Origin of the sequence: Larkinella sp. (assembly GCF_965227735.1) — a bacterium.
Lineage (GTDB): Bacteria > Bacteroidota > Bacteroidia > Cytophagales > Spirosomataceae > Larkinella.
Genome location: NZ_OZ245776.1, coordinates 4,189,847 through 4,214,898 on the forward strand (window position 1 = coordinate 4,189,847; position 25,052 = coordinate 4,214,898).

The window sequence follows — 25,052 nt, forward strand, 5'->3', positions numbered from 1 at the left end:
GTCTTCATCGTTAACTTCATTCCTAAACACCATCTAGTAAGTCCTTAAAGAATTTTCCCTATTTGATGTTCAGCAAGTAGCAAATAGTCGCTTTATAATAAAACTGTCCAACGCCAGCCCCATGCCCACACCTAATTTTAAAGAAGAAGCTTTCGCTCGAGATAAGGACTATTACGAGAAGCATTTTCCCGACTATGAGTATCTAGGTAATCTTGGTAAAGCCAATGCTACAGTATTCAAGGGCAAGCACCGAAGAACTAAAGAAATTGTAGCCATCAAGTTTTTTCCTACAACTATTGATGAGGGGGACTTGAGACGCTTTGAACGAGAAGCAGACAGAATGATGTCACTTACTCATAAAAATATTGTGAAAGTAAAATCTCGCCATTTGGAAGCGCACTTGCCCCACATAATTATGGAGTGGGTAGAAAAAGGTGACATACGAGGTTTACTGAAGAAAAACAATACATTAGACATACTTACCACAATCCATTTAGGGCTACAGATGGAAGAGGCTCTCCGACTGATTCATGGGAAAGATATTTTTCACTATGATATAAAACCTGAAAACATTCTATACCGAGATAAACCAAACGGCGAAATACAATTTCTACTAACTGATTTTGGTATATCTCGGCTTAAAGGCCAGAATCCCTCTACGGGGCTTTTTTCATTTACACCTGAATATGCTTCTCCTGAGCGCTTTTATAGTGATGAAGATCCATCTGAACCTACTGACTTTTATTCATTAGGTGTTGTATTATACGAATGCTTGTCAGGCGCTCCCCCTTATATATTAGGTTCTAAAAAGATAGAAGCATTTATGTACACTGTTAAAAACAGCTCTATACCCCCTCTTATACTCCCGAATGAAACTTTACAAAAAGAATTGCCCATGTCAATTTTAGACTTGGTTATTAAACTATTAAGTAAGGATCCAAGTGAACGATTAAAAAACATTGATGTTCGTACTGAGTTAAAAAAAGCAGAATTTGAGTTTTTAAAGGCAAGAGCGAGAGAAAATATCTTTAAGGTAATTCATTTGCCAGATATGGTAGGTATAAGTAGTGAAGTGAAAATCTCTCCTATAAACTTTTCTACTAATACTTTTTCGGAACTTCCTCAATTTAAGCTTACATTAGTAAATATACCAATTGTTAAGATAAAGCCAAATATTATGAAGAATTGGGAGGGTTGGCCCAGCTTAAGTGATCTTGACTCAGATTATAAGGAAAGAATAAAAGATAATCTTGAATGGATTAATAGCTCATTGAAAAAAGAAGATAAAATAAATTCTCTAGAATATATGAGATTTTATTTCTATCGCTGGATTTTATTCATTCAAAAAGGCTTTTCTAATATTTTAAATAAGCTAAAGTGATGAAAGAATTTCTATGGTTTTTGGCCGGTGCCAATGTTTTTATTCTAAAGACTGCTCATTCTGATCAAAGTAAATTCAGTTGGGTCGGAGCAACATTACTATTAACTGCAATTACTGCTTGTTTTACTGGTGGTCTGGCTCTTTTTACCGTCTTTCATAATGGATATTCAGCCGCTTTTGCAGGGCTTTTATGGGGACTATTCATATTGTCTATTGATAGTATGATTGTTGCTACATTGGGACAAAGCTACGATGATAGCGAAGATGATAAAAATTTGTCGGGATGGCCACTAGTTTGGCAGAACATTAAAAAGCATGCTCCCCTTATACTCAGATTGGTGATTTCTTTAATTATAGGCTTAGTGATTGCCAAGCCATTAGAGTTTAAAATTTTTGAAAAAGAAATAAAAGAGGAAAGAATAAGAATTAAAATAAATGAGTGCCAATACGAGCAATACCAAGCAAATAGGCAAAGGATATTACAATATCGAAATGATACAACTCAAATTACGGCTAATAAGCATACCGTCGACATTTTAAATGCTAAAATTTCCTGTTATGGCAGAGCTAAGGCAAGAGAAATTGCAGGCATAGGAGGAGTTTTTACTTGTAGTGGTAATGAATATGAAACTTCTGGACGAGCTGGAACTGGTAAAGATAGCACATCTGCTTATTTTGGTCTAGAAAAGCAGATACAAGATACTAGAAAAGAGGTTAAATTATTAAATGATGATATTAAAACTCGTACAGAGAGAAGCAAAAAGACAATAGAATATTTAGCTAATACAGGCTCAGAATGCTCCGTTGAAACAGTAAAAAAGCAAATCGCAAATACAACTCCCACTATTTTAGAGGCATATGTAGCTCTGGGTTTACTGTCCTCAGTGGATGTTGCTGCCCAAAGAGATAAATCTGGTAACTTACAAAGTGATAGTTCCAAAATTCAGACGGCTGAGAATTCTAATATAAGTAACCCATTAAAAACACTAAACGTTTCATTGGAAAACGCAATTTTAAAGGCAAAGAATGCTAATCAAGCTAATTGGTTTATAACGCTTTTAGTCATACTTATTGAATTATCTCCAGTACTTTTAAAATCAATGCAAAATCCAGAAGAGTATAATCGAAGACTTAAAGATTACATAGATGATACCAAAAGTGTAAATTTTCGTTACGTAGATTTAATTAACAAATACCCATTTCTGGCAACAGATATAGCTTTGTCAAATGCCTACAAAAAAAATAGAAAATTATACGAAGATCTTGTTCCAGAACTAAACAGAATTAATGAATTACATGCCGAAGCTAACTCACATTTTAATATTCTTACAGAACAGACACGTATTAATGAAGAAACATCAAAAGAGGTGAATGAAACGGTGGCTAATAGTATGAAGGATAAACAAATCAAAGTTGCTAATAAAATACTTGACATTTGGGAAAATAAGTTGAACCAGAAAATTGACGATGACCCTGATCAGTTTATGGGTAATACACAAAATGAGAGTTCTAAAAGTCGGGGTACTAAAGATGAATCCGCTGCAGCCGACGATAATTCTTCCGAAGAAAGCGATCCAAACTCATTCGAACAATACAATAATAGAGGACCGGAACCGAATGGTGTGCAATAAGGTTCAACTCCAGATGCAGATAATGAGAAAGAGCCAGTTGTAGAACCAGGAAATTCATTGTCGGAAGAAACATCTGATAAAGATGAATCTGAAGAGTCACCAAAAGAAAGTGACACTGAAACCTCTAATCGGGATTATAGTAGCAAGTTCAAAACAACCTTTTCTTAGTGTTCGAAGAGTTGCTTGACAATTATCTGAATACGATCCTGAGCTTTATATAAAGAATCAAAAAAAACGGTGTTTTAGCTGTTTTTGCACCTCTTTGAAAAAGCGTTCGACAGGATTTAGTTCTGGACAGGCTGCGGGTAATCGCTCAAATACCATCACTTGGTTGTCAAATAGTTGAAACTTGTGAGCAGTAACTGCATCAGCTATAAAGAGCGATTTTTGCTCAACACATTCTTGCACTTTACCAATGAACCAAGCGAACGATTCACTGTCCAATTTAGGCAAAAAAGCCGTAAAACACCTCCCAATTAATTGGAAAAAGGGTTTTATTTAAGCTGCGAAGACATTGGCGCGACCAGACCGTTTGTGGTCTATTCAGGTACAGAACGTTATCCGATTGCTAAAGATGTCACGGTTATCTCTCTGGTGGATATGATGCAGGAACTTCGCACTATTTAGTAAGAAACGCCTTTCGTCACACCGCAAAGCGGTTACCCATAATGATATAGTACGGCTCTTCACACGTTTTGGTTGCATAAAGAATAGCCAGATGATACGATAGGTTACGGGCATTTATTGTAACTGGGGGCATAATTGGGGGCACTCAGACGAAGAATCCGTTTCAATACGAATGAATTCAAGCACTTGGGAAGAAAATGGCGATGCGACATCCGGCACCACTCTTTTTTTTACTGCCATTATTGATCATTACCAAAGCGAAAATTAGTCAATTTTCGCAGCACGTTAAGGCTATCATCGCTTTATCAATCTATTCCTATCATATACCCACAGTAACCAAAAGTGGGGGCATGAATGGGGGCATGAAAGTGCCGATGGATACGGTGATTTTTAGCAACGTGAATCAGGGGGTGTAGCAATGGCTTTGTCAAATATGACCTGTCAGGCAGCGAAACCCAAAATCAAACCGTATAAGATGGCAGACGGTGAAGGGTTGTATCTGGAAGTCACCCCGAACGGGACAAAATTCTGGCGGCTTAAGTATCGACTTCATGGTAAGGAAAAACGCATTTCAATTGGTGCCTACCCCACCGTTTCGATTGCGGATGCCCGTAGGGCCAAAGAAGAAATCAAAAGAGAAATAAAGGTTGGCATCGATCCCGTCTTAAAACGGTTACAAGCGGCTCAGATGCAAGCTTTGAACCAACAACTGGATTTTAAATCGATGGCCCTGGAATGGTATGGGAAGCAGATTCCTTTATGGAAGCCAAAACACGCCGATATCATTAAGCACCGCTTTGAGAAATACGTATTTCCGTCCCTGGGCAGCTTTCCGCTGGCGGATATAAAACCCTTGATGATGCTAAGCTGCCTTCAAAAGATCGAAAAAACAGCTCCTGATCTGTCTCGTCGGATGAAGGCGGTGTGTAGCCATGTCTTTAAATATGCCATTGCTACCGGTCGGGCCGAAAGTGATCCCACATATGGTTTAGGGGCTGCTATGAAGAAATTTAAGCGAGGGCATTACGCATCCATTTCGGTCGATGAATTTCCTGAATTTCTCGCTTGCCTGACTAATTATCAGGACCGGGTTCATCGGCAAACTTTTCTGGCACTCAACTTATTGCTTCTTACGTTCGTGCGTACCTGTGAACTGGTGGAAGCCCGATGGGAAGAAATCAATTTTGAAAAAGCGATGTGGGTGATTCCTGCCGAGCGGATGAAGATGAATCTGCCTCATATCGTTCCATTATCGCGACAGTCGCTGGCGATTTTTCGAGAGCTGGAAGAATTGAATGCGAACCGGGAATTTATCTTTCCCGGCTATTATAATCCGAGAAAGCCTATGTGCAAAAACACGATGCTGGTTGCCATCAAGCGGATGGGCTATAACGGCAAAATGACCGGTCATGGATTTCGATCCCTCGCACTGGGAATCGTAAAAGAAAAATTGGGCTACTCTCATGAAGTTGCGGATCGACAACTCGCACACGTTCCAAAAAGTAGTGTTGACCGGGCGTATGACCGCGCACAGTTTTTGCCCCAACGCACAAAAATGATGCAGGACTATGCTGATTATATTGACGCGGTTGCTCTACAGGCACTGAATAAGGATAATTCGGATAAGGCTTTTTCTTTTCACAGCCCTATGGTATTTTGCTCTCATGTCTAAGCACCTGCCTAATACTTACTTCCAGCTTCTGGATGAATTGAAAGCCAATATTCAGCAAGCAAGATTGCGAGCTACAATTGCGGCTAATGCCGAACTGCTACAACTATATTGGCAAATTGGCAACCGTATTTTACGCCAACAAGAGCAGGCTCAGTGGGGTGATAAAGTAACGGCACAATTAGCTGCCGACTTACAGCGCGAATTCCCGGATATGAAAGGTTTGTCGCATCGTAACGTCAAGTATATGCGCCAATTTGCGGCTGCCTATCCAGACTTTACAATTGGGCAACGATCCGTTGCCCAATTGTCCTGGTCCCATCATGTCATTTTGATGGATAAGGTTAAAGGGGATGAGGAGCGCCTATTTTACATGGCAAAAGCCCTTGAACACGGTTGGTCACGCGATATGCTGAGTTTGCAAATCAAAAGCGGCCTCAATCAAAGACAGGGTAAGGCTATTACCAACTTTGAAAGTCGCTTGCCTTCTCCTCAATCAGACCTGGCCCAGCAACTGACAAAAGACCCTTATTTGTTCGATTTCCTAACGCTTCGGGATGATTATCAGGAAAAAGATCTTGAAAATGCCTTAACGGATCATATCACAAAATTCTTGCTGGAACTGGGAGCCGGGTTTGCCTTTGTGGGCAAGCAATATCATCTGGAGGTTAGCAATCAGGACTATCATCTCGACCTCTTGTTTTATCATTTGAAGTTGCGTGCCTATGTCGTCATTGAATTAAAGCGAGGGGCTTTTAAACCAGAATACGCAGGCAAACTCAATTTTTATTTATCGGTCGTGGATGATCAGTTGAAAACAGAACTTGATCAACCGAGTATTGGTCTATTGATCTGCCAGGACAAGGATAAAGTCATTGCTGAATACGCACTGAAGGATATTAACAAGCCCATTGACATTTCCGAGTACCGGCTAACCGACCATATTCCAAGTAATTTAAAAGGAACCTTACCAACGATTGAGGATTTAGAGCGAGAACTACAGAAAAGGGAATAACGGGCTTGAGTTTGCACCGACATAAATAGCGTATCGACGGCTGTAAGCTATTATTCAGACCTCCAGCTAAAGCGTCGTCACGTCTTCCTCTTTAACGTATGATCTATTTCCGGCTCAGGCTCATCCCATTGCAGGGTACAGCGTCGATAATAGTCAACCGTTTGTTCAAAGCGCGGGTCTTCCCCTTGCACAAAGAACGTATACAACCGATCAACAATGGTCTTCATGAGGATCTTCATGTCGGCATCATTGATTTTAGAGGCCTGATCCCAGGACAGCTCCGTGCCGTTTGCGTCGATGATCCTGACGTCAGAATAATCACCCGTGTGGGTAATCGGAACGATGCCAGTGTGCATATCTTCCAGCGTCGTGTTTCTGACGCACATCGCGGTGAGTATCTTGGCCATGTTGGCCGCAGCTTTTCGTTCGATGTCCGGGTTGGTCACCAGAGAATCTCTTTGTTCGTGATGCACAGATTAACGCTGGCCCATTATAGGCCGGATAACAGAAAGAAACAGCCTCTTTGCAAAGGAGCTTACGCGTGAGGCTGCTATCAATAAACTCAAAACGCTTGTGGTTTCAGGCTGTCCAGCCGCAGCTGTGGCTGATCGCTGGCATCTTTTGGCCAACCTACCGGATACCGTGGAACGCTATTTGGACACGTAACGCGCAGCCATCAATCACTCCGTCTGCTTGAAAATGCTAAAACGCCAGGGGCACGGACGGGCGGGTTTTGGCCGGTTCATCGGTGCGATTATTACGTCGAAAGGTACTTTTTCGAAATTCACTCATCACCGCGATTGAATCAGAACCCAATGGCGGCTATGGCTCAATTAGGAGCGAGATATTCAGCGATGACCCGTTGCGTTAAATAGTAAGATTCATCAGTCATTCCAAACCAATCAGACGGGATAGAATCAATCCGTCAGCGGACGAAATTTAACTTAAAAAATCAATTTTCACCGCTCAATCAGACATAACTTTCAACCAGGTCATAAACCGGATTTATCATTCATTAATCAAGCATAGATTGAATTGACATCGTTCGCCAAAAGCCTTTAGGTGTCGGTCTGTAATGGAAACATCCAGTGATAGTTCCTGATTACAGATCTTCCGATACAAAAGGAATTTTAAATGCCCGATAAAAACCCTCCAGAACCGTTACTAGATCGAAAAAGCGCAGCCAGATATCTCCGTGTTTCTCCGGGTACGCTGGCGGTTTGGGATTGCACGAAACGCTATGATCTAAAGCCCATCAAAGTAGGACGATCCGTTCGCTATCGCCGTTCGGATTTGGACAAATTCCTCGAACAACGCCTTAGGGCGTAAAATATCAGGTCATAAACCGTTTTTGCCGAACGGTTCATGACTCTTTGCTCCACATTCCATCCGTCTTTTGAGAGATCGCAATGAATATAGAACATGCGAATAAGATACCTATGTTCGAAATTCTGGGCAAGCTGCATCGTCAACCCGAGCGCACCCGAAATGCAAAATTATGGTATCTGTCTCCGCTGAGAGCGGAAAAAACGGCCAGTTTTCAGGTCGATACTCGAACTAATCGCTGGCACGATTTCGGCGAGGGCATTGGTGGTGATCTGGTTGATTTTGTGTGCGCTTATCTCAAATCGACCTGCGAAGAACATACCGTATCCGATGCCTTACGCTGGATCAAGAACATGGGGGGTACACCTTGCGAAATTACCCCGGTTTACGCGAATACGAATGAGATTGTAAAAGATGATTTCGGTTTGATTCTGAAAGCGAAAAAGAACATTCAACATCTCGGCTTAATCCATTATTTGGAAAAGCGGGGTATTTCGCTGGAAACTGCCTGCCAACAGTTGAAAGAGCTTCGCGTTCACAATTCGCGAACCAGAAAAAATTTCTATGCACTCGGTTTTGCCAATGAAGAGGGCGGATTTGAGCTGAGAAATCCATTTTTCAAAGGATGCCTTGGCTCTAAAGCCATTACATTTATTCGAGGGCGAACAACGAAACCAGACCTTATTCATCTTTTCGAGGGCTTTATGGATTATCTGTCAGTGATCAGCCAGTTGAACGGCAAAGGACTCAAAGCTGACACCATTATCCTGAATTCTCTATCCTGCTTGAAGCAGGTCACGCCATACATTCGGAATTATGGCTACCGCATCGCTTATAGCTGGATGGATAATGATAAAGCCGGAGAACAAGCAACGGCTTCGTTAACGGAATTCTTCCAAACTGAGGCCGATCTGAAACATACCCCTATGAATAAAGTCTATGCCCCGCATAAAGATGTCAATGCGTGGCATATGCACCAGCGAAATCTAACACTCTAAGGGGAAGGCGATGCAGCAACTAACGCTTCAATCGTTGTTCAAGGTTTCGGAGGTTGAAATTAGCTACCGGAACAAAATCCCGTATTCCGAGCGAATCCAGATCGTAACCTCGGTTACCGCTCACGAAATTCTGAAACAGTCCTGGGACGAAAACAAGCTGGAATTGGTCGAGCAATTTAAAATCCTGCTCCTGGACAATCAGAGAAATTGTCTGGGGATTTCGGACATTGCCACTGGCGGAATGAGTGCCTGTATTGTCGATCCCAAAATCGTGTTTGTTACGGCCTTAAAGGCCAAGGCGACGGCCATCATTTTGGCTCACAACCACCCCAGCGGAAATTTACACCCCAGTGAGGCCGACCGGACGCTGACCCGTAAACTGTCGCAGGGCGGAAAGCTGTTGGATATCGCTGTTCTTGATCATCTGGTTGTGACATCTCGAAATTATTATTCCTTCGCTGATCAGGGTTTAATGCCTGGCTAAAATTACGTTTCAATTCCACTTCGCCGAGGGTTGATTGGTCACCGATTTTCTCACTGGTCAGGTTTGATTCCGGCGATTTACCCGATACCGCTCATTCCACCAACAACAATTTTCGCCTGCGTTCCGCATCCCCGCCCACCCAAAATTCTGGCCGGTTCACTCGCTGTAAGCGCCTGGTTTTGTCATCCCCGCAACCCTGACCGTGGAGAACACATCATGACCAACATTACCCGTAAAAACCGTATCGCAAAGGAGAAAACCTTGAATCCTGAAACCGCCACACCAACTGATATTTATGCCCGCGTCACCGGTAAAATCATCGCTGATCTCGAAAACGGCAATCTGACCTGGCGCAAACCCTGGAATGCCGATCATTTAGCCGGTCAGGTCATGCGTCCACTGCGTTGGAATAACATCCCATATAGTGGTATCAATACGCTCATGCTGTGGGGAACGGCTGCCGAGCAGGGCTATACGTCGCCCTATTGGATGACTTTCAAACAGGCAACCGAGTTGAAGGCCAATGTCCGTAAAGGGGAAAAAGGCACGCAGGTTGTCTATGCGGACAAAATCACGAAAGAAGATGAAGATCAAAATGGAGATGTGAAGACTAAGCAGATCCCGTTTTTGAAATGTTACACCGTCTTTAATGCTTCTCAAATCGAAGGCTTATCGGACCCTTTTTACAAAGTGCCTGAATCTGTCGTGATGAATCCTGAGCAGCGCAATCAGGAACTTGAGAATTTCTTTGCCCAGACTAAAGCCGATATTTATACCGGGCATCAAGCGTCCTATACGTTGGCAACTGACCGGATACAGATGCCACCATTTGAAAGCTTTGAAAGTGCTACTCGCTATTACGCAATTTTGGGCCATGAAATTTGTCATTGGACGAAACATCCCAACCGGTTGAACCGTGATTTGGGCCGCAAACAGTATGGTGATGAAGGGTATGCCAAGGAAGAGTTAGTGGCCGAACTGGGAGCTTGCTTCTTAGCGGCCGACCTCGGCTTTGAACCCATGCCGGATTCCCATCATGCGGCTTATATCGAAACCTGGCTGAAGGTTCTGAAAGATGACAAGCGCTTTATTTTCTCGGCAGCTTCCCACGCACAAAAGGCGGCTGAATACATTCATAAACGGGCTTGTCCCTGAAACTGAGGTTTTACCAAAACGGATAGGTCGGAGCATTGGCGGTTTTGCTACCTCTTCAATAGGCTCTTTCTTCCGTCGGTTGATAGTTGATGGCAGCTTAGCCCAATCGCTGGTGATGACGCTAATCCCTCTTTTTTATAGGTAAAAACGATCTAAAGACTTCGGCAAAAAATAGACACTGTGCATCGATTTTTGGCCTTCGGAAAGCTGTCACCGCTTCAGGGGCGTTGTCCGCTTCCATCATCAACCACAAAGAAAGGAGAATTGATGATGACGACACAAACCGAAACCAATCCTAAAGAACCGACCCACACGGTTTATTTTCTAAAAACCAAAGAGGGCGCTGACAAACCAGACTGGATCAAAGCGGGTGTTGCCTGGGAGCACGGCGATAAAGACGGATTAAATCTGTCTCTAAAAATCCTGGGCCAGGACATTCCGGTCAAAATCCGCAAGAATAAGCCGAATGCTAACTAAGTAGAAAGCCGGATGGGTCAATATCCATCCGGCTTTTTTCAATTTCATGAAACAATAACGGCTTTGTGATTGAATATCTTCCTTGCAAATCGAATACAATGTGTTCGATTTGCAAGGAAGATTCGGAGAAATAGTCAAGATTCCGTCAGTTCCATTCATAAGGGAAGCGATGTCATGCGATCTCTTTCAGCAGGTAGCTGGTACTCCGGCCCCCTGATTCATCCTTAACCAATATGCCTAGTTCAATCAGGTTCTGAATATCCCGTAATGCCGTGTCCTGCGAACATTTGGCAATCTTTGCCCATTTGGATGAGGTCAATTTCCCTTCAAACCCGTCGAGCATCTTGTTAAGCATGAGCCGTTGCCGTTCACTGATCGTTTTGGTCACCAGCCATTCCCAATAACGGGCTTTTTTCAAGACTCCGGCCAGGGTCTCTTCGGTAGCGCTTAAGGCGCGATCCAGACAGCCTAAAAACCAATCCAGCCACTCGGTAATATCGAGGTCGCCCTTTTGCGTTTTTTCCAGCATCTCATAGTACCGATTGCGCTCTTTACGGATTTGGGCTGACATACTGTAAAACCGTTGCGCACTGCCATCCGCCCGGGCCAGTTGCATATCGGCGATAGTCCGGCCAATCCGGCCATTGCCATCGTCAAACGGGTGGATCGTGACAAACCATAAATGCGCAATGGCGGCTTTCATCACCGGATCATGTTTTATATCACGATTAAACCAGTCCAGGAACTGCTGCATTTCCAGATCGAGAACCGACGCATCGGGAGCCTGAAAATGAACCCGTTCCCGTCCTAATGGGCCGGAGACCACCTGCATCGGTCCGGCTTCATTGCCCCGCCAATCGGCAATCGTGATTTTGTGCATGCCGCTATGTCCCGTTGGAAACAATGCCGCATGCCAGCCAAACAGCCGGTCTTTGGTCAATGGTTGATCGAAATGCTGGGTTGCATCTAGCAACATATCCACCACGCCTTCAACGTTGCGGTCAACCGGCACCAGCCCAAAGGTTTCAATTCCCAACCTGCGAGCAATGGACGAACGAACTTGATCCTGATCCAGCTTTTCGCCCTCAATTTCATTGGATTTAAGCACATCCAGCGTTAGGGTTTGCAGAATAGCTTCCGACCGGAGGGAAAACCCCAAGCCTTCCATCCGCCCGATAAGCCGTCCTTGCTTGTGGCGCAGCAGGGCCAACGGGTTTGCTAACCGCTCCTGATCCCAATGAAAATGCGGCCAATCCCGCCTTTGATAAATATACATGGTCTAATCTCCGCACAATATGCGTTGAATATAACCGATTATCTCCGCATTGTCAAGCATATTCTCCGCATATTTTGCGGAGAATATATACTCTAATCTCCGCAAAAGCCAGAGTCACTCATTTTTGACCATGATTTCGATAACTAAACAATCCTCCGTCGTTTGTCCATCAACCCTGTAGCGGGGATCAATGGCCGTGATGGTTTTCGGGATATGATTGAGCAGTAGATCGAACAATAGCCCTAAATGATAGCCTTTTAATGTCACAATCTGCCCACTGAAATAAAGCAGCATAACGTTCAGATTGTCCGAAAGTACCAGATCGACAGCTACCAGATAGGCATAGTTAAAAAAAGCCTTGCGACCATCCGGCCAAACAAAAGAGACATTCCGAACCGTACTATCCGTATCATGAAATTCGGCACCATTGGCCGCATACCCCGTCGGAGTATCTGTTGCTGCCTCACTATCTGAATGATCAAAATTCGCTTTAAAGTGTTGGACGTGGTGCATAAGGCGTCTGCTTTCGCTGCATCGGTTTTTGAACCGGCTCTGGTTCGCGTCTGGCCTTTACGGTAGTCGGCACTGGCCGTTTAGTACGGATCAGATGTTCCGCCGTCTGCTGGCTTGATTTTTTTCTTTTCACCAGTTCCAATGCCGACAGGCGATCACCCAATTCTGAGGCACGGTTTATTAACGTGGCAGTATTATCGGTGTAGATATGTACCCGATCCCGCGCCCGTGACACGGAAACATAAAACTGGTTCAGGTTGGTGGCCGCAAAGGTGGCGGCTGGTTGTGCGATAAAAACCTCATCGACCGTTTTGCCTTGGGCGGCATGGGAGGTCAGGCAATGGGCATACGCCAGATGGCCAAAACTATTCGGTAAAGTGTAATTTACCTTGCTGATTGTGTTACGAAACCGCATGGTGCCATTTTGATCGACAGCAACCACTTCCAAAATCTGGCCGTTATTTAACCGCTTTTTGTTGCGATCAAAACCGTTGCGGGTAATCCGGACGGTATCGCCTTTGGCCAGATTGATTTCACTCTGCCGGTACACGTCAAATCGCTGAATCCGGTCAAGCGGGAGAGTGGTCTGATTATCGTGACTGTCTTTCAGGATGACTTGTGTGTCATTAACCGACACAACCGACCAGCGTGATCCGCGCTCGAAGCCGGGTACATTCTGATTGAACTGGACGATCTGCCCTTTGCGGTAATTACGGCAATCGCTTTTTTCAGCTTCCGTCATATTGGTATTAACCAGTTGCAAAGCAGGAGCTTCCTGATCCGCAATCTTTCCGGCCTGGCGCAATTGTTTCCGGATAGCCTGGGTTACCAATTCGCCCTGTTGATGTGTCGGTGAAATCACCAGCGCCATTTTGCCGCGTTTCAGGGCAGCGCCATACTCATTCGCCAGTCGCGTAAACGGGCTGACCTTATCAACCGTCTTGATCGCCCCCATGTCGTTCAGTGTTTCAAATGCTGTTTTCACATCACCTTTTGACAGGGCTTGCACCGCCTTGCGGTAATCAAGATCGCGTTGCCGGTATATCCGGCTCACTTCGGCAGATTTGATACCGGCGACCGTATTGAGAATTCGCAAAGCATCACCCCGTATGACGCTGGCATGTTGTCGTGTATCTCCACTTAAAATCAGTCGTGCATTTTTCTCAATGACCATATCCAGCAGGGCGGTCATATCCTTCGTGTTCAACAATCCGGCTTCATCGACCCATAAAACGCCATCCAGTAGACGGCTTTGGAAATCGGGAGAGGAGAGGAGTTGTGCCACGGTTTCGGCCTCCGTAAATCCTTCCTCCCGCAACACGCCCCGTGCCGCTTGTGCAGTCGGGGCCACGACTGTCACGGTTCGACCTGTCCGCTCGATCCGATGAATGGCTTCTTTCATAAGGGTTGTTTTACCCGTGCCTGCTTTCCCGCGAATGATCGCCACGCGGTTGGTCGTCGTCAGCACATGGCGGACTGCTTCCGCCTGTTCCCCGTCCAATGTTATCGGTGGCGCATTTTGGTAAAGTGGCTGCAATGTGCCTTGTCCTTGTCGGGCAAGCTGCACCATGCGCCGTTCCTCGGCCAGGACCTCTTTCGTCGTGCAGAGCGTTTTGGCCCCGTCCTTGATTTTTAGTATCCGATGGTCACGGCCAAAAGACTCCGTGATCTGATCGACCTTTAACGATAGGTTGCCGATACTATGTCGGTAAGCGGTTTCAAGAATGCGTCGATCGGGCATGACGGAGGCCCGTTCAAACCGCAAATGGAGCGCATGGTCAACGCAATTCTTAGACGTAAGGGCAGGCGTCTCTTTGACAGGGGCAAAGCGGATCGGCTGATCGCCTTCCCCCTGATCGGTCATCCCCATAGCCAGAATCTGCTTGCGCCATGCCTGTTTGAGTTGGGTCATGGTCAGACCTTTTTGCTTTTTGGCGCGGGTTCGTGCTCCCAAAGCGTCCAGTTCAGAGGCATCGGTAATACCCAGTTCGTTAGCTATCTGGCCAATCTCATTCGTGCGCTTGGAAAACAGATCAATGATGCGTTCAGGCACACCAGCAATTTCAAAGGCTGTATGCGTTCGCCGGATGCGATAGCCAAGATCAATCAATTTATCCGACAGGATTTTGTGAAACCGTGCCTGATAGTAAGGCATATCTCGCTTGATATTCCGAAACTGCCCCGCCTTGAATTGGTTCTCAACCGCGTCCCACGTCACGTTGAACACAAAAGAATGGCAGTGCAAATGCGGGTCTGGTACAATTCCATCGACAGGTCGTGCGGTTTGGTGGATAAAATCCGCCCAGACCAGTTCACCGGTCAGCCGGTCTTCATCCCTGCCGTTTTTTCTCACCCGCGTTTGAGCATCCCTCTCAATGTCCAGCATGGTTTGCTGAACGCTGGCCTGAAACGCATCAAGAATATGACTCTCATCCGTCAGCACATGGAGGATGGAAACAGATTTTGGGCAGTGGAAATTTATATCGTAACCGACCGTACGATTATCTTTTTTTCGTGGAGTGAGTGCCTGGCCTGTAATTGGATTGATGTGTTCGCAGAGGGCGTGAAAGGTGTTTTTAGTAACCGGCCCTTGAATCCCCAGACGAGCCGCAATTCGGCCATAGAAACGGCCAGGCTGTTCTTGCCCGTTCAGATAATAGTCCGACTGGCGCAATGAGGAATTAAAATAACGTCGGGCTTGACCGGCAGCACTGCTTTGAATCATGCGTATCATGCCTGATTTTATACAGGACAAATCGAGCTACGACGGGCAGAAGATGAAGTTGTTAAAGTCAGTGAATGAGACAAAAACTAGAATAATAAAGTAAGTGTCTGAAAGACAGGCTGTTATAATAGGTGTCAGACATCTTCCCTAAGCACAACTTATATTCATTTTTGAATCACAATAGAGTCTCTATAATAGGAAATAGTTGATAATCTTTCGAAAGATACTAGGTTCATAAAAAACTTGTAGCTTTTTAAGAGCAATATCATTTTTTTTAGGAAAGTAAGGTAAAGTAATACTATCATTATTGAGTTGTACATTGTATCGATTTGTACTGGGAGAGTGCGTCCCTGAACTATCATTACCGATGTTTCTAACCTTCGATTTAGTTAGAAATAAACAATAAGCTTGGTGTTTGAAAAGAGTATAATTCCATCTTACTGCCCAAGAATCAATCAAACCTTTATGTTGCTTAATTAGCATATAGTTTAAATCACGCCCACTTTTTGCAAAATTGTTTTGGAGCATTTTTTCCTTAATAAAAATGGGGTAATCTTTCATTTCCCAATCAGCTTTATTCCAACGATCTAGCCAAGTGGCCCAGCCCCAAGAAGATGCACGAGGTAATAAAATAGCATCATCCATGAAATTTTCTGGAATTTCAATTGGGATCATATAGCCTGATATTGAAAAAATAGAGGAATGATTTTTATATATAGATAAGGCATCGTTCATTACAATTAAAAAATCATTTGTTACAATTAGGTCATCTTCTAATATTATCGCATTTTTATATCTTTGAATTATTTTTGAAACACCTTTAATAACGGAATTAGCCAAACCTATATTGCGCTCTTCAATATGTATATGTACAATATTAAAGCCTTCTATCTGTTTTATATATTCTTGGACTTTTAAAACTTTGCCTATATCTTTTTTGTTTCTTGGGCCGTCCGCAAATATATATAAATCACTATTCTCGGCAAGTTTGCATTGCTGAAGCGACTCTATCGTTTTCTGTAGATGCCAAAGACGATTATAGACAAATAATATAATTGGAGCGAGCTTATGTTTCATTCTCTTTTAATGAAAATATTAAACCACCATGCAATTTAAAAATAAGTAATTATTATTTAAAGATGATAGTATATATAGAATTGTCCGCATAAAATAAAGTTGCTCTTTTAATAATATGTTTTATTTTCAGCCTTAATATATTATCTTTTGCATTACATAGATTAATGATTTAGGTTGAAAATTATATATAAAATAAATAATTATAAGAGTATGTTTTGAATTTATCAATTAAAGTTTTTCCAACATCATATCGATGAAAGGCATTCGTATAAACGTCTCAGCAGCAAACGCCGTTTTCTCATAATCTCGCCAGAGCCGACTTAGGCATTGAGCCAGAGCAACTTGGTACTCGCAACACCATTTTGCACATCGGCTCCTGATAAATAAATGCTTATTAGTAAGCCCAAAATATCTACTACTAGATGTCGCTTGCGACCATTCACGCGTTTGTTGCCGTCCACACTGGTATGTTGACTTACCCAAAACCTTAAAGCCAGAAAGCGCCCTGATGAGTTTGAGTGTAGCCTTGATACCTGCTTCCGAGTTAGCCGACTGGCTTTGTAAAACAATAGTTTTACAAAGCCAGCCCAGTCCAAGGTAGCTTTGGTGATAACAACACCAATAAAATAGCGAATGTCTATGAGCAATGATAATTTAGGGTTCCAACAAGTCACTTGCTTTACTGCTCAATCCCTTGCTAATGGGCCATGACGCCCCAATTTCCATACGAGCCAAAAGCAAGTAAAAACAGAGCGGGACCTGAATCCGAGCATAGAGCTAGCACTCTGCCGCCCCATAGGAAAACCCGCTCTGTTCACTTGTTGGCAAGCTACCAATTCTTGGTTTCTTACCACCTCACAAACCTAAAGGGCAGCCCCGTTACCATTGAGCATTGGCTAGCTCGGTGAACTGAGTTCACATGAAGGATTAAGATTGAGATTCGAAATCTCAATCTATTGCCGATGCCCATTTTTTACTCTCTGATTGGTAAACTGACAAATAAGAATCAAGACAATTCAAAACACAATATAAGTTTTGGCTTGTAAGTAATAAAAATTTTATATTCAATCCATAAAAGTATATTTTGTTATGGAAATAAATCATTTTATTACCGCAATAGACCATATCCAGCTCTCTATGCTTCCAAATGGACAGGAAGATATTCGAAATTTTTATGTAACGATACTGGGTATGGAAGAAGTTTTTAATCCTGGTTCAACTGGGGGAGTATGGCTAAAAAGCGGAAGCATCCATATTCATTTCGGAGTCGATCCGCAATTAATCCCTTCAAAATATGCTCATATTGCCTTGAGAATAAATAACCTGCCAAGTTTCTTAGAGCGTTGTCATCACTTTTCCATCGATATAGAAAAAAGGGATGCGGTGGACGTTACCCACCGCATCTATATTAAAGATCCTTTTGGCAACAAAATTGAACTAATCAATACTAAATAGACTTGACTTCCTCAGAGTATATAGAAGATAAAATTTCTAAATCCTTGCCACTGTTTTCAAGTAGAGAAATATTTTTAGCTTCGATAGCCTTAAGCATTTCCGATCCTAAGCTATCGCCCAAAGTTTCGTAAAAAGTAGAAAAAGCGGAAAAATCCTTTATAAAACATGGCCCTCCCGCCCCTCGACCGTTCTTATGTACTGGGTTCAAGTAAGCAGTCAAGTTATTAGGCTCTGCCGCCATTGCAGTCTTTACTTTCTCCCAATCGCCACCCATGTTTTTGCATATATCGTATAAAAGATTATGAAATACGATGCGTAGGTACCCGCCGCAATTGTGGGCATATTTGATAACTTCGGCCTCTATTGCACTACAGACCGTAGTAAAGGGTGCCTCAGGAAGAATAGAAAGTAATAGCGATGCTGCATTATTGTATTTCATATTCATCTGAGGAAGTCCAATGATGTTTCTTTTGGGATAACTTGCATCATGGTCAGCAGATACTACAGAAAGGAATTCAGGTGAATGAATTACTATTACCTCTGGATTTGCTTCTTGCAAAGAATTGGTTGTCCCTGGGATAATAGTAGATTTGATTAATGCTATTCGACCTTTGCCAACTAGCTTAATGACATCATGCAAAATTGAGTCATCAATACCATTATGGGTAGTCGGTGTGGGAACTGCAATTAATACAATATCACAATCCTTGATTGCTTCCTTATTTCTGGAGTATTCAGGTTCAATCGAGTAACATATGGGAGAAACTCCCCTTGATCTAAAGGCATTGGCATAACTCTTACCAACCCATCCCATTCCAATTATTCCGATAATTGGCGTGGATTTAACGTTCTGATTTTCAGTCATTTCGGTCATCTGATTTAATAAATTTTGCAAATAATGTCAACCAATTGAGCAAGATTCACGCTGATATTGGCTAATTCCCGGCAAAAAGTGTACCATCATTGCGAATAATGTCAACTAACTGAGTGAGGCAATATCCCGCCGTTCCCTGGATTACATAATCTTCATCAGCTTGCGCCTCTAATGGATATGGAACAAACTCACCGGTGTTAGTAAACCAGCCTTCAGGATCAATAACGATTATTTTAAGTCCTAAATTACGTGCTTGCTCTTGAATCCCTCGGCGATCTGCATGAACACCTACAACTAACAAAGATCGACAATCTGGATGAAAATCTATCACAGGAACAATGGCATTATCTTCATATCTTCTAACAAAAATTTCGGGTAATCCAAGTCTGAGATGAATACCATCAAAATTATTAGTAATAATGGGGCCAACAAGGTAACCATATTTATATAATTCTGCTACTGCATAGTAAAATGGAGTTATTGGGGCGGTTATCATTTTTCGGAATATATGGGTGGCATCTAAAAGGCAATCAACTGGATTCTCAAATAACTTAATTAAAAATTTATCTTCAGCAGGATCTAAAATAAACCGCTTTGTAAATGGATCATTGATTGAATATAGAGAATGTAAGTCATGAAGAGCAGGAACGCCGGCCTCGAAAGAAGGGCCACATCCAATCTCCAGCTGAGCTGGGAAATACTTTAGTATAGTTGCCAAATCAGATGTAATAGTTGGATTACCAGGAACTAATTTATTACGCATACCGGATTCTAGGACAGCCCAAGGCTTTTTCAATAATTCCTGAGTAATAGTAAAGTTAGATGATCGGAATATGAACTCTAAGCTGGAATAAGTATTGGGTAACTGAGTAGTATCGAGAGGATTTAAATATGATTTACTAAAAAGATTTACTTCACAGATTAAATCTCCAAATACAATAGACCAGTTAGAATGCGATTCTTCATTTATTTTCCATCCTCCTCTTTTAGCACAATTCAGCATTGTTTTAATATAAATATCTATTTCTGTATCAGGTAATGATAGACATATATATATACAAAGTGAAGTTAATCCTATATATGGGACTGCATGTTTGTCTTGGAGTAGATCATAATGGTACTGATAATAAAACAATTTTCTTCTTTTGTCTTCTTCAGATGTCCATCCAGATTGAGCTTGATTTCTCAGGTCTTGGTTACGTCTCCATAGGCTCTCTTCAATAGTTTTATCTGAAGATGTTCCACGAGATGGCTCATAAACAGATTGCCAAATTTTCGCTATTTCTTTACTTAAAGGTTGAATAATAGGTAAAGGAAAAATCATAATAGGGTTTCTTGTTTAAATTGAGCGCAAATAATTAACGACGGGCAACTACAATTAAATGTTTTCCTCTCGCAGCTGCTTCATGTTCTAAACAAAATTGTACTTCAGAATTAATTAATTGATGCCATGATTTAGAATCAGCTAAACTTAATATCGAGCTACCTCTATATGTTGGATAAATAGAAATTGGGAAGCCCATTATTTCAATGTTATTAAATCCGTTATCTTCTAAAATATTTCTTATTAATTTGGGGGTAAATAGTAATATTTCAGGATTTTGATCATTATATTTTACTGAATAAGTTGAACGGATCCGTTCAACTTCACGCAATCTATGATTTTGTATACTAAAATAAACAGCATGATATAAATTTGGGAGAACTAGAACTAGTGTGCCTTTGCTTTGTAAGTTACCACACAACTTTTGTATGGCTAATTCTGGATTAATATTAAATCCAATCACATTATAAAGGCAAGTGACTAAATCAAAATGTCTGGCATATATACATTCTAATTTTTCGATATCATCTAAAATGATGGATGCTCTATTGAATAAGTTTTTATCTGCAAGGTTTTGATTTGCAATTTGTAACATTTCGGGAGAGATGTCAATGCCAACACCACTAGATTGTGGCAAATATTCCAAGATTTTGATAAGCCAGCGGGCTGTTCCTACACCCGCCTCTAATACTGTAACCGTTTTTTTATCAATAAAGGTATCAAGGATTTTCTTTTTTAGAATTTCCCAAAGTACAATATTTGAAAAGGCCCAATAGGACCGTTCGTCTATTTTATCATATTCTGATGAAATATTATTAAAAAAACTTTTTACTTCATTTAATCTTTGTTGATTATCAAATTTAGGCCAAGGATAATTTATCATATTAAAATTAAATTAGGGTCAATAATAAGGATTAACATCTTCTCGGCCAACTAACTCAAATATTTGATAATAAGGTTTTTTAGTAAATACAGTGGGTGGATTTCCACCTATAAATGCGAAGATGTTCTCCGCTGAGCCACGCCGTACTTCATCAGGGGTGACAAGCGGCCTTTGATTGGCATTAGCATCATTAATACCTCCAAATAAACCATGTGAAGTGATTACATGAGAGGTTTGACCTATGGCCGCGCTCACATAATTGGCGGTAAAATTATCATTGATCGTAAAAAACTGTCGGATAGCTGTATTTGCCGTAAAGGTTTCCCAGTTCTCGCCATATAATCCTTGTAATTGAATTAGAGATTGTAAGATTGGCCAGACTGTGATTTCAAAACCAGCATAAGTACTCAAAGCTGTCTCAATTTCAGGTAAATAACCCAAAGCTGCAAATTCATCAAGTAGAAAAGTTACTCGTTTATTCGGATTTCTAACTACTGCCCGTAAAGTAGTAGTTGCAATCAAACGCAACCAACGTGCATGGCTTTGTAATTTGTCTACTGGAATGACTATGTAGAGAGCAGTATCACCATCGGATAGCGTTGTTGGGTCATAACCGGAACGAAGGGATTTTTGCAGAGAAGGAGATTTTAAAAAATCGGTTGCCTGTAGCACGGAGGACAAAATACTGCCAAATGTTTCTTCTCCCGCTTCCATCAGCTTGACAATTTCATTACCAGCATTCCGGATAATTTCACCATTAACCGGATCAGCGTTGAGCCGCATGCGGGCAATCAATTCATCCCAATCATCTCCGGCCAGCCTGGCCCACCTCCAGAGAGTTGTCAGCGTCCGGTCGTCGCCTTCTTGAGTTGTGGCAATTTGCATGAGAAGGCCGGTGACAACAGAACGCGCCGTATCGGTAAAAAACTTGTTTTTATCTCCGCGTTCGACGGGAACCAGCATTTCAGCAATCATATGCGCGTCATCGACTAAATGAATGCTGCTGGTATCGGCCAGGATGTCTAACGGATTATAAGATTTTGCTTCGCCGACATTCTCTTCCAGCAAACCCCATGGATTGAGAATGACAACCTGTTTGCCACTCTCACGTTGATACCGTGCGGTGATCGCTGCGTTCTCGCCCTTTGGATCAATGACGACCCAGGAGCCGGTATAACCACCCAAACCCAAAAGATTTGGGATAATCAGATTAGTGCCTTTGCCACCCCGCGTACCGGCGACCGTTAAGATATGGCCTTTATCTTTGAACACATATCCGCCACCAATATACAATCCTTGTCCATGCCGGTACGGGTTGAGTTCGTCCGGTCGGGCAAAACGGGCAGAGCCAAACCGGTTGCCTTCGACCAGCATATTGTTGATGCCGATCTGCCAGCGTCGAAAGACGCCAAAGACAATAGCCGTAAATAGAAGATTGAAAGCGACGTAACCTAGAAAGAAGGGGCCCGTCATCCCCATTAGTGCTGCAAATTGAAACAGGCTGACGATCATGAAAAATAACGCTACCCAAATCAGGACAGCACCCACAAACATCGCGAACCGAACAATAGGTCGGAGGGGATGCAGCAGCGGATATTCCGCCAAAGGCCTCATAAAACGGTTATAGGCATGGGTGAAGCCTATTAATGCTCCGGCCAGAGTAATCGGCGAAAGAATTATGCCGATCAGGATCAGGATAAATTTGTTAAATGCACCGGAGTTCGTTTTGAACCGGAATAGGTAGTCGATTTCCTGAGAGGTGACGCCAAACCAATTCCTGACAGGGACGTCCTCTGTCAGTTCTTCGCTTTGTTCAGGGTTCATCGGGGATAGAATTATTCGAGTACGAATTTGTCTCAACGTAGTAAAAGCGTCTGGCAATTCCAATGGGAATTTTCCCGTATTTGCTGAGAAATCGCCTTGAAAAATAAAAGGGATTACCAACTGAAAACCAGTAGGTTTTCTTATCTTAGGATGCGTGTTGCAAGACGTGGTTTGTAGCTACAAAAACTATCGTTTCGTATCAACAAACCCTGTTTGTAAGGGCGGAAAACTCCTCCCTTAACCCTCCTGAAAATTCGCACACATGGCACGACCACAAAAGGACACGGATGCCAAACGCGACCTGACGATCCGCGTTCGGGTCACCTCCGCCGAGAAACGCCAGATATGGCAACTGGCTGCCGATGCAGGCTATACGCCCAGCGATTTCATGCGGCTCAAAACCATCGCGAGTGTCCCATTGCGCCGGGTTCCTACACCCGACCGCGAGGTGCTGCTCAAGCTGATGGCCGAATTGGGCAAGATCGGCAGTAATGTCAACCAGATTGCCCATGCGCTCAATTACTACAAAGCTAGCGGTCAACTGGCCGGGGTAAACCCTGAAGACATTACCAGTACCCTTGCCAATTTGGATGTATTGACCGCTCAGGTATTGAACGTACTGGAACATGGTCATTAGGGGCAACACACGGGGCAATGGCAAGCAATTAGCGCAATACCTCATTTCCGGTGAGGCCAATGAAAATGTCCAGATTGTGGAGGTTGCCGGACGTGTGAACGCGAAAGCTGATTATCTCAATCAGACCCTGCAAAGCATGTCGCTGACCAGCGAATTGACCAAAAGTAACAAAGGGCTTTATCACGCCCAGATCAATCCCGCTTACAGCGAAGACCGCAGCATGACGGCCAAAGACTGGCTCAAAGCTGCGGATATCTTAGGACAGCAATTAGGGCTCGATGAGCAGCGTCGTGTGATCGTCCTGCATACTAAAAAAGGCCGGACCCACGCGCATGTGGTCTGGGAACGCTACGACCATAAAACGGGCAGGGTAATTTCCGATAGTTTTAGTCGGTTGGCACAAGACCGCGCCCGGAAGGAAATGGAGCGTGTCTTTGAACACCAGCCGACCCCGCACCGTAACCAGCACCGACCGGAACTGAAAGAAGCTTTGACGGAGCTTTGGAACCAGACGGAAACCGGCAAAGACTTTGTCCGAGCCGTTCATGCCAATGGCTATCTGTTGGCCGAAGGAGTCCCGCGCCATCCGTTCATGGTGGTCGATGAGCATGGTCGGTCATTTGACCTGGTGCGGCAGTTGAAAGGCATACGGATTAAAGATGTGCGCCAACGATTGCGAAATGAAAAACTTATTCCAGAAAAAGAGGCTATCGAACTCATGCGTCAAAAGCAGGAAGGCAGTAGTGATTCCAGCAAAGCCGAACAGAGAATAGATAGTGATCGGGGTAAAGCCATTCGCACCGCATCAGCATTTTGGGACAATAAACAGGATGCAACGATAGAAAGTCCAGAAACCGAAAGCCAGAAGAAAATGCGAAATCTGGCTGACGCATTTATTCAGACCGGGCAGGGGATGACTGAGGGTGCAGAACAAAATGACAGCCTTGAAAAGAAAAAGAACCTGGCTGAAGCGTATCTCCTTAACGGCGATGAACTGACCGAAAGAGTGGAAGAGGTTACCGCTGAGGCAGAGAGAAAAAACCGGTTTGTTGCCTTTATCGACTCAAAACAAGAAATCGTTGCTGATACGGAAAGTAACGACACTGACAGTCGGGAGCGGCAAGTAAAGACCGCAGGCGAGTTTATTGCCACCAAAACAGAAATAACCGAATCAACTCAGGAACCTGGAAACAAACGGTATCGAGAAACCCTCAGTGATTTTATGCAGGCTGAGAAGGATGTAGTTACCAAGTCTGAACCCATGATTGAGGAAGAGCAGCAAAGACAGCAGACAGTCGCTCAGCAGTTTTTTGACAATCAGGAACCAATAGTGGAGCCTTCGGACGAAGAAAAATTGATGCGGAAATTGATACTGGAGCAAAAGGAAATTCGGGAACGAAGCCGCCAAAAGAAAAGAAGAAGATCCTGGTAGGTTTGTCGTTTATTCGTTATCCCAACAAAGAAATCTTTCTTTACATGATTTGGACAGGAATATTACTTGACTTTAATTGCCATTAACTTTTCACCCAAACAATGAGAAAAACCGCGTGTTGTAGTATTGTTGTAGTAAAGAAAAAGGCAGCTACAACATTTTGTCGTAACTGCCTGATTTTGAGGTGGTGATGGACGGAATCGAACCGCCGACACAAGGATTTTCAGTCCTTTGCTCTACCGACTGAGCTACATCACCAGATACTGTCG

At 43.1% G+C, this 25,052-nt stretch carries 22 protein-coding genes and 1 tRNA gene; 12 read left to right on the plus strand and 11 right to left on the minus strand.

What is annotated here, in order from left to right:
- Window positions 1-121: 121 nt before the first annotated feature.
- Both ACO064_RS16430 and ACO064_RS16435 read left to right on the plus strand, forming a co-directional pair.
- Window positions 122-1,381, plus strand: coding sequence for a serine/threonine-protein kinase (locus ACO064_RS16430; RefSeq protein ID WP_421828346.1), 1,260 nt, complete (start codon window positions 122-124; stop codon window positions 1,379-1,381).
- Window positions 1,381-3,012 carry a DUF4407 domain-containing protein gene (locus tag ACO064_RS16435; protein WP_421828347.1) on the plus strand — a complete coding sequence of 544 codons (1,632 nt, stop codon included), beginning with the start codon at window positions 1,381-1,383 and terminating at the stop codon, window positions 3,010-3,012. The genes ACO064_RS16430 and ACO064_RS16435 overlap by 1 nt, the downstream gene beginning before the upstream one ends.
- 225 nt (window positions 3,013-3,237) lie before the next feature.
- On the opposite strand, the gene ACO064_RS16440 is transcribed toward ACO064_RS16435, so the two are convergent.
- Complete coding sequence (locus ACO064_RS16440; RefSeq protein ID WP_421831032.1) at window positions 3,238-3,510, minus strand: transposase; 273 nt, start codon at window positions 3,508-3,510, stop codon at window positions 3,238-3,240.
- Between the two features lie 562 nt (window positions 3,511-4,072).
- On the opposite strand from ACO064_RS16440, the gene ACO064_RS16445 reads away from it, so the two are divergent.
- Together ACO064_RS16445 and ACO064_RS16450 are read left to right on the plus strand one after the other, a co-directional pair.
- Complete coding sequence (locus ACO064_RS16445; RefSeq protein ID WP_421828348.1) at window positions 4,073-5,311, plus strand: tyrosine-type recombinase/integrase; 1,239 nt, start codon at window positions 4,073-4,075, stop codon at window positions 5,309-5,311.
- On the plus strand, window positions 5,304-6,323 hold the full coding sequence (locus ACO064_RS16450) for a PDDEXK nuclease domain-containing protein (RefSeq protein ID WP_421828349.1): 1,020 nt from the start codon (window positions 5,304-5,306) through the stop codon (window positions 6,321-6,323). The genes ACO064_RS16445 and ACO064_RS16450 overlap by 8 nt, the downstream gene beginning before the upstream one ends.
- 77 nt (window positions 6,324-6,400) lie before the next feature.
- Here ACO064_RS16450 and ACO064_RS16455 read toward each other — a convergent pair whose 3' ends face one another.
- Window positions 6,401-6,796 (minus strand): hypothetical protein, encoded by a 396-nt coding sequence (locus ACO064_RS16455; protein WP_421828350.1) that lies wholly within the window; start codon window positions 6,794-6,796, stop codon window positions 6,401-6,403.
- Window positions 6,797-7,457: 661 nt separating this feature from the next.
- Here ACO064_RS16455 and ACO064_RS16460 point away from each other — a divergent pair.
- The 5 genes from ACO064_RS16460 (at window position 7,458) to ACO064_RS16480 (ending at window position 10,763) form a co-directional block, all read left to right on the plus strand.
- Window positions 7,458-7,652 (plus strand): helix-turn-helix domain-containing protein, encoded by a 195-nt coding sequence (locus ACO064_RS16460; RefSeq protein ID WP_421828351.1) that lies wholly within the window; start codon window positions 7,458-7,460, stop codon window positions 7,650-7,652.
- A gap of 110 nt (window positions 7,653-7,762) precedes the next feature.
- Window positions 7,763-8,647 (plus strand): toprim domain-containing protein, encoded by an 885-nt coding sequence (locus ACO064_RS16465; protein WP_421828352.1) that lies wholly within the window; start codon window positions 7,763-7,765, stop codon window positions 8,645-8,647.
- Window positions 8,648-8,657: 10 nt separating this feature from the next.
- On the plus strand, window positions 8,658-9,131 hold the full coding sequence (locus ACO064_RS16470) for a JAB domain-containing protein (RefSeq protein ID WP_421828353.1): 474 nt from the start codon (window positions 8,658-8,660) through the stop codon (window positions 9,129-9,131).
- A gap of 63 nt (window positions 9,132-9,194) precedes the next feature.
- On the plus strand, window positions 9,195-10,286 hold the full coding sequence (locus tag ACO064_RS16475; protein ID WP_421828354.1) for an ArdC family protein: 1,092 nt from the start codon (window positions 9,195-9,197) through the stop codon (window positions 10,284-10,286).
- A gap of 267 nt (window positions 10,287-10,553) precedes the next feature.
- Window positions 10,554-10,763, plus strand: coding sequence for a hypothetical protein (locus ACO064_RS16480; protein WP_421828355.1), 210 nt, complete (start codon window positions 10,554-10,556; stop codon window positions 10,761-10,763).
- Between the two features lie 172 nt (window positions 10,764-10,935).
- Here ACO064_RS16480 and ACO064_RS16485 read toward each other — a convergent pair whose 3' ends face one another.
- The 4 genes from ACO064_RS16485 to ACO064_RS16500 form a co-directional block, all read right to left on the minus strand.
- Window positions 10,936-12,039 carry a Fic family protein gene (locus ACO064_RS16485; RefSeq protein WP_421828356.1) on the minus strand — a complete coding sequence of 368 codons (1,104 nt, stop codon included), beginning with the start codon at window positions 12,037-12,039 and terminating at the stop codon, window positions 10,936-10,938.
- A gap of 114 nt (window positions 12,040-12,153) precedes the next feature.
- Window positions 12,154-12,552 carry a hypothetical protein gene (locus ACO064_RS16490; RefSeq protein ID WP_421828357.1) on the minus strand — a complete coding sequence of 133 codons (399 nt, stop codon included), beginning with the start codon at window positions 12,550-12,552 and terminating at the stop codon, window positions 12,154-12,156.
- Entirely contained in the window at window positions 12,530-15,286 is a 2,757-nt protein-coding gene (mobF, locus tag ACO064_RS16495) for a MobF family relaxase (RefSeq protein WP_421828358.1), read from the minus strand. The genes ACO064_RS16490 and mobF overlap by 23 nt, the downstream gene beginning before the upstream one ends.
- A 180-nt stretch (window positions 15,287-15,466) precedes the next feature.
- Window positions 15,467-16,354: a sugar transferase gene (locus tag ACO064_RS16500; protein ID WP_421828359.1), complete on the minus strand. Its 888-nt coding sequence runs from the start codon at window positions 16,352-16,354 to the stop codon at window positions 15,467-15,469.
- Window positions 16,355-17,443: 1,089 nt separating this feature from the next.
- Here ACO064_RS16500 and ACO064_RS16505 point away from each other — a divergent pair.
- Window positions 17,444-17,809, plus strand: coding sequence for a VOC family protein (locus ACO064_RS16505; protein WP_421828360.1), 366 nt, complete (start codon window positions 17,444-17,446; stop codon window positions 17,807-17,809).
- On the opposite strand, the gene ACO064_RS16510 is transcribed toward ACO064_RS16505, so the two are convergent.
- From ACO064_RS16510 to ACO064_RS16525, 4 genes are all read right to left on the minus strand, one after another.
- Entirely contained in the window at window positions 17,802-18,674 is an 873-nt protein-coding gene (locus ACO064_RS16510) for a hypothetical protein (protein ID WP_421828361.1), read from the minus strand. The two genes, ACO064_RS16505 and ACO064_RS16510, sit on opposite strands and share 8 nt — an antisense overlap.
- 70 nt (window positions 18,675-18,744) lie before the next feature.
- A complete protein-coding gene (locus ACO064_RS16515) occupies window positions 18,745-20,007 on the minus strand; it encodes a hypothetical protein (protein WP_421828362.1) in 1,263 nt (420 codons plus the stop codon).
- A gap of 34 nt (window positions 20,008-20,041) precedes the next feature.
- Window positions 20,042-20,890 carry a class I SAM-dependent methyltransferase gene (locus tag ACO064_RS16520; RefSeq protein ID WP_421828363.1) on the minus strand — a complete coding sequence of 283 codons (849 nt, stop codon included), beginning with the start codon at window positions 20,888-20,890 and terminating at the stop codon, window positions 20,042-20,044.
- Between the two features lie 18 nt (window positions 20,891-20,908).
- Window positions 20,909-22,714, minus strand: coding sequence for a type IV secretory system conjugative DNA transfer family protein (locus ACO064_RS16525; protein ID WP_421828364.1), 1,806 nt, complete (start codon window positions 22,712-22,714; stop codon window positions 20,909-20,911).
- A 262-nt stretch (window positions 22,715-22,976) separates the two neighbouring features.
- On the opposite strand from ACO064_RS16525, the gene ACO064_RS16530 reads away from it, so the two are divergent.
- Complete coding sequence (locus tag ACO064_RS16530) at window positions 22,977-23,351, plus strand: plasmid mobilization protein (protein WP_421828365.1); 375 nt, start codon at window positions 22,977-22,979, stop codon at window positions 23,349-23,351.
- Entirely contained in the window at window positions 23,341-24,783 is a 1,443-nt protein-coding gene (locus tag ACO064_RS16535; RefSeq protein WP_421828366.1) for a relaxase/mobilization nuclease domain-containing protein, read from the plus strand. The genes ACO064_RS16530 and ACO064_RS16535 overlap by 11 nt, the downstream gene beginning before the upstream one ends.
- Window positions 24,784-24,968: 185 nt before the next feature.
- Here ACO064_RS16535 and ACO064_RS16540 read toward each other — a convergent pair.
- Window positions 24,969-25,041, minus strand: a tRNA-Phe gene (locus ACO064_RS16540).
- Between the last annotated feature and the right edge of the window lie 11 nt (window positions 25,042-25,052).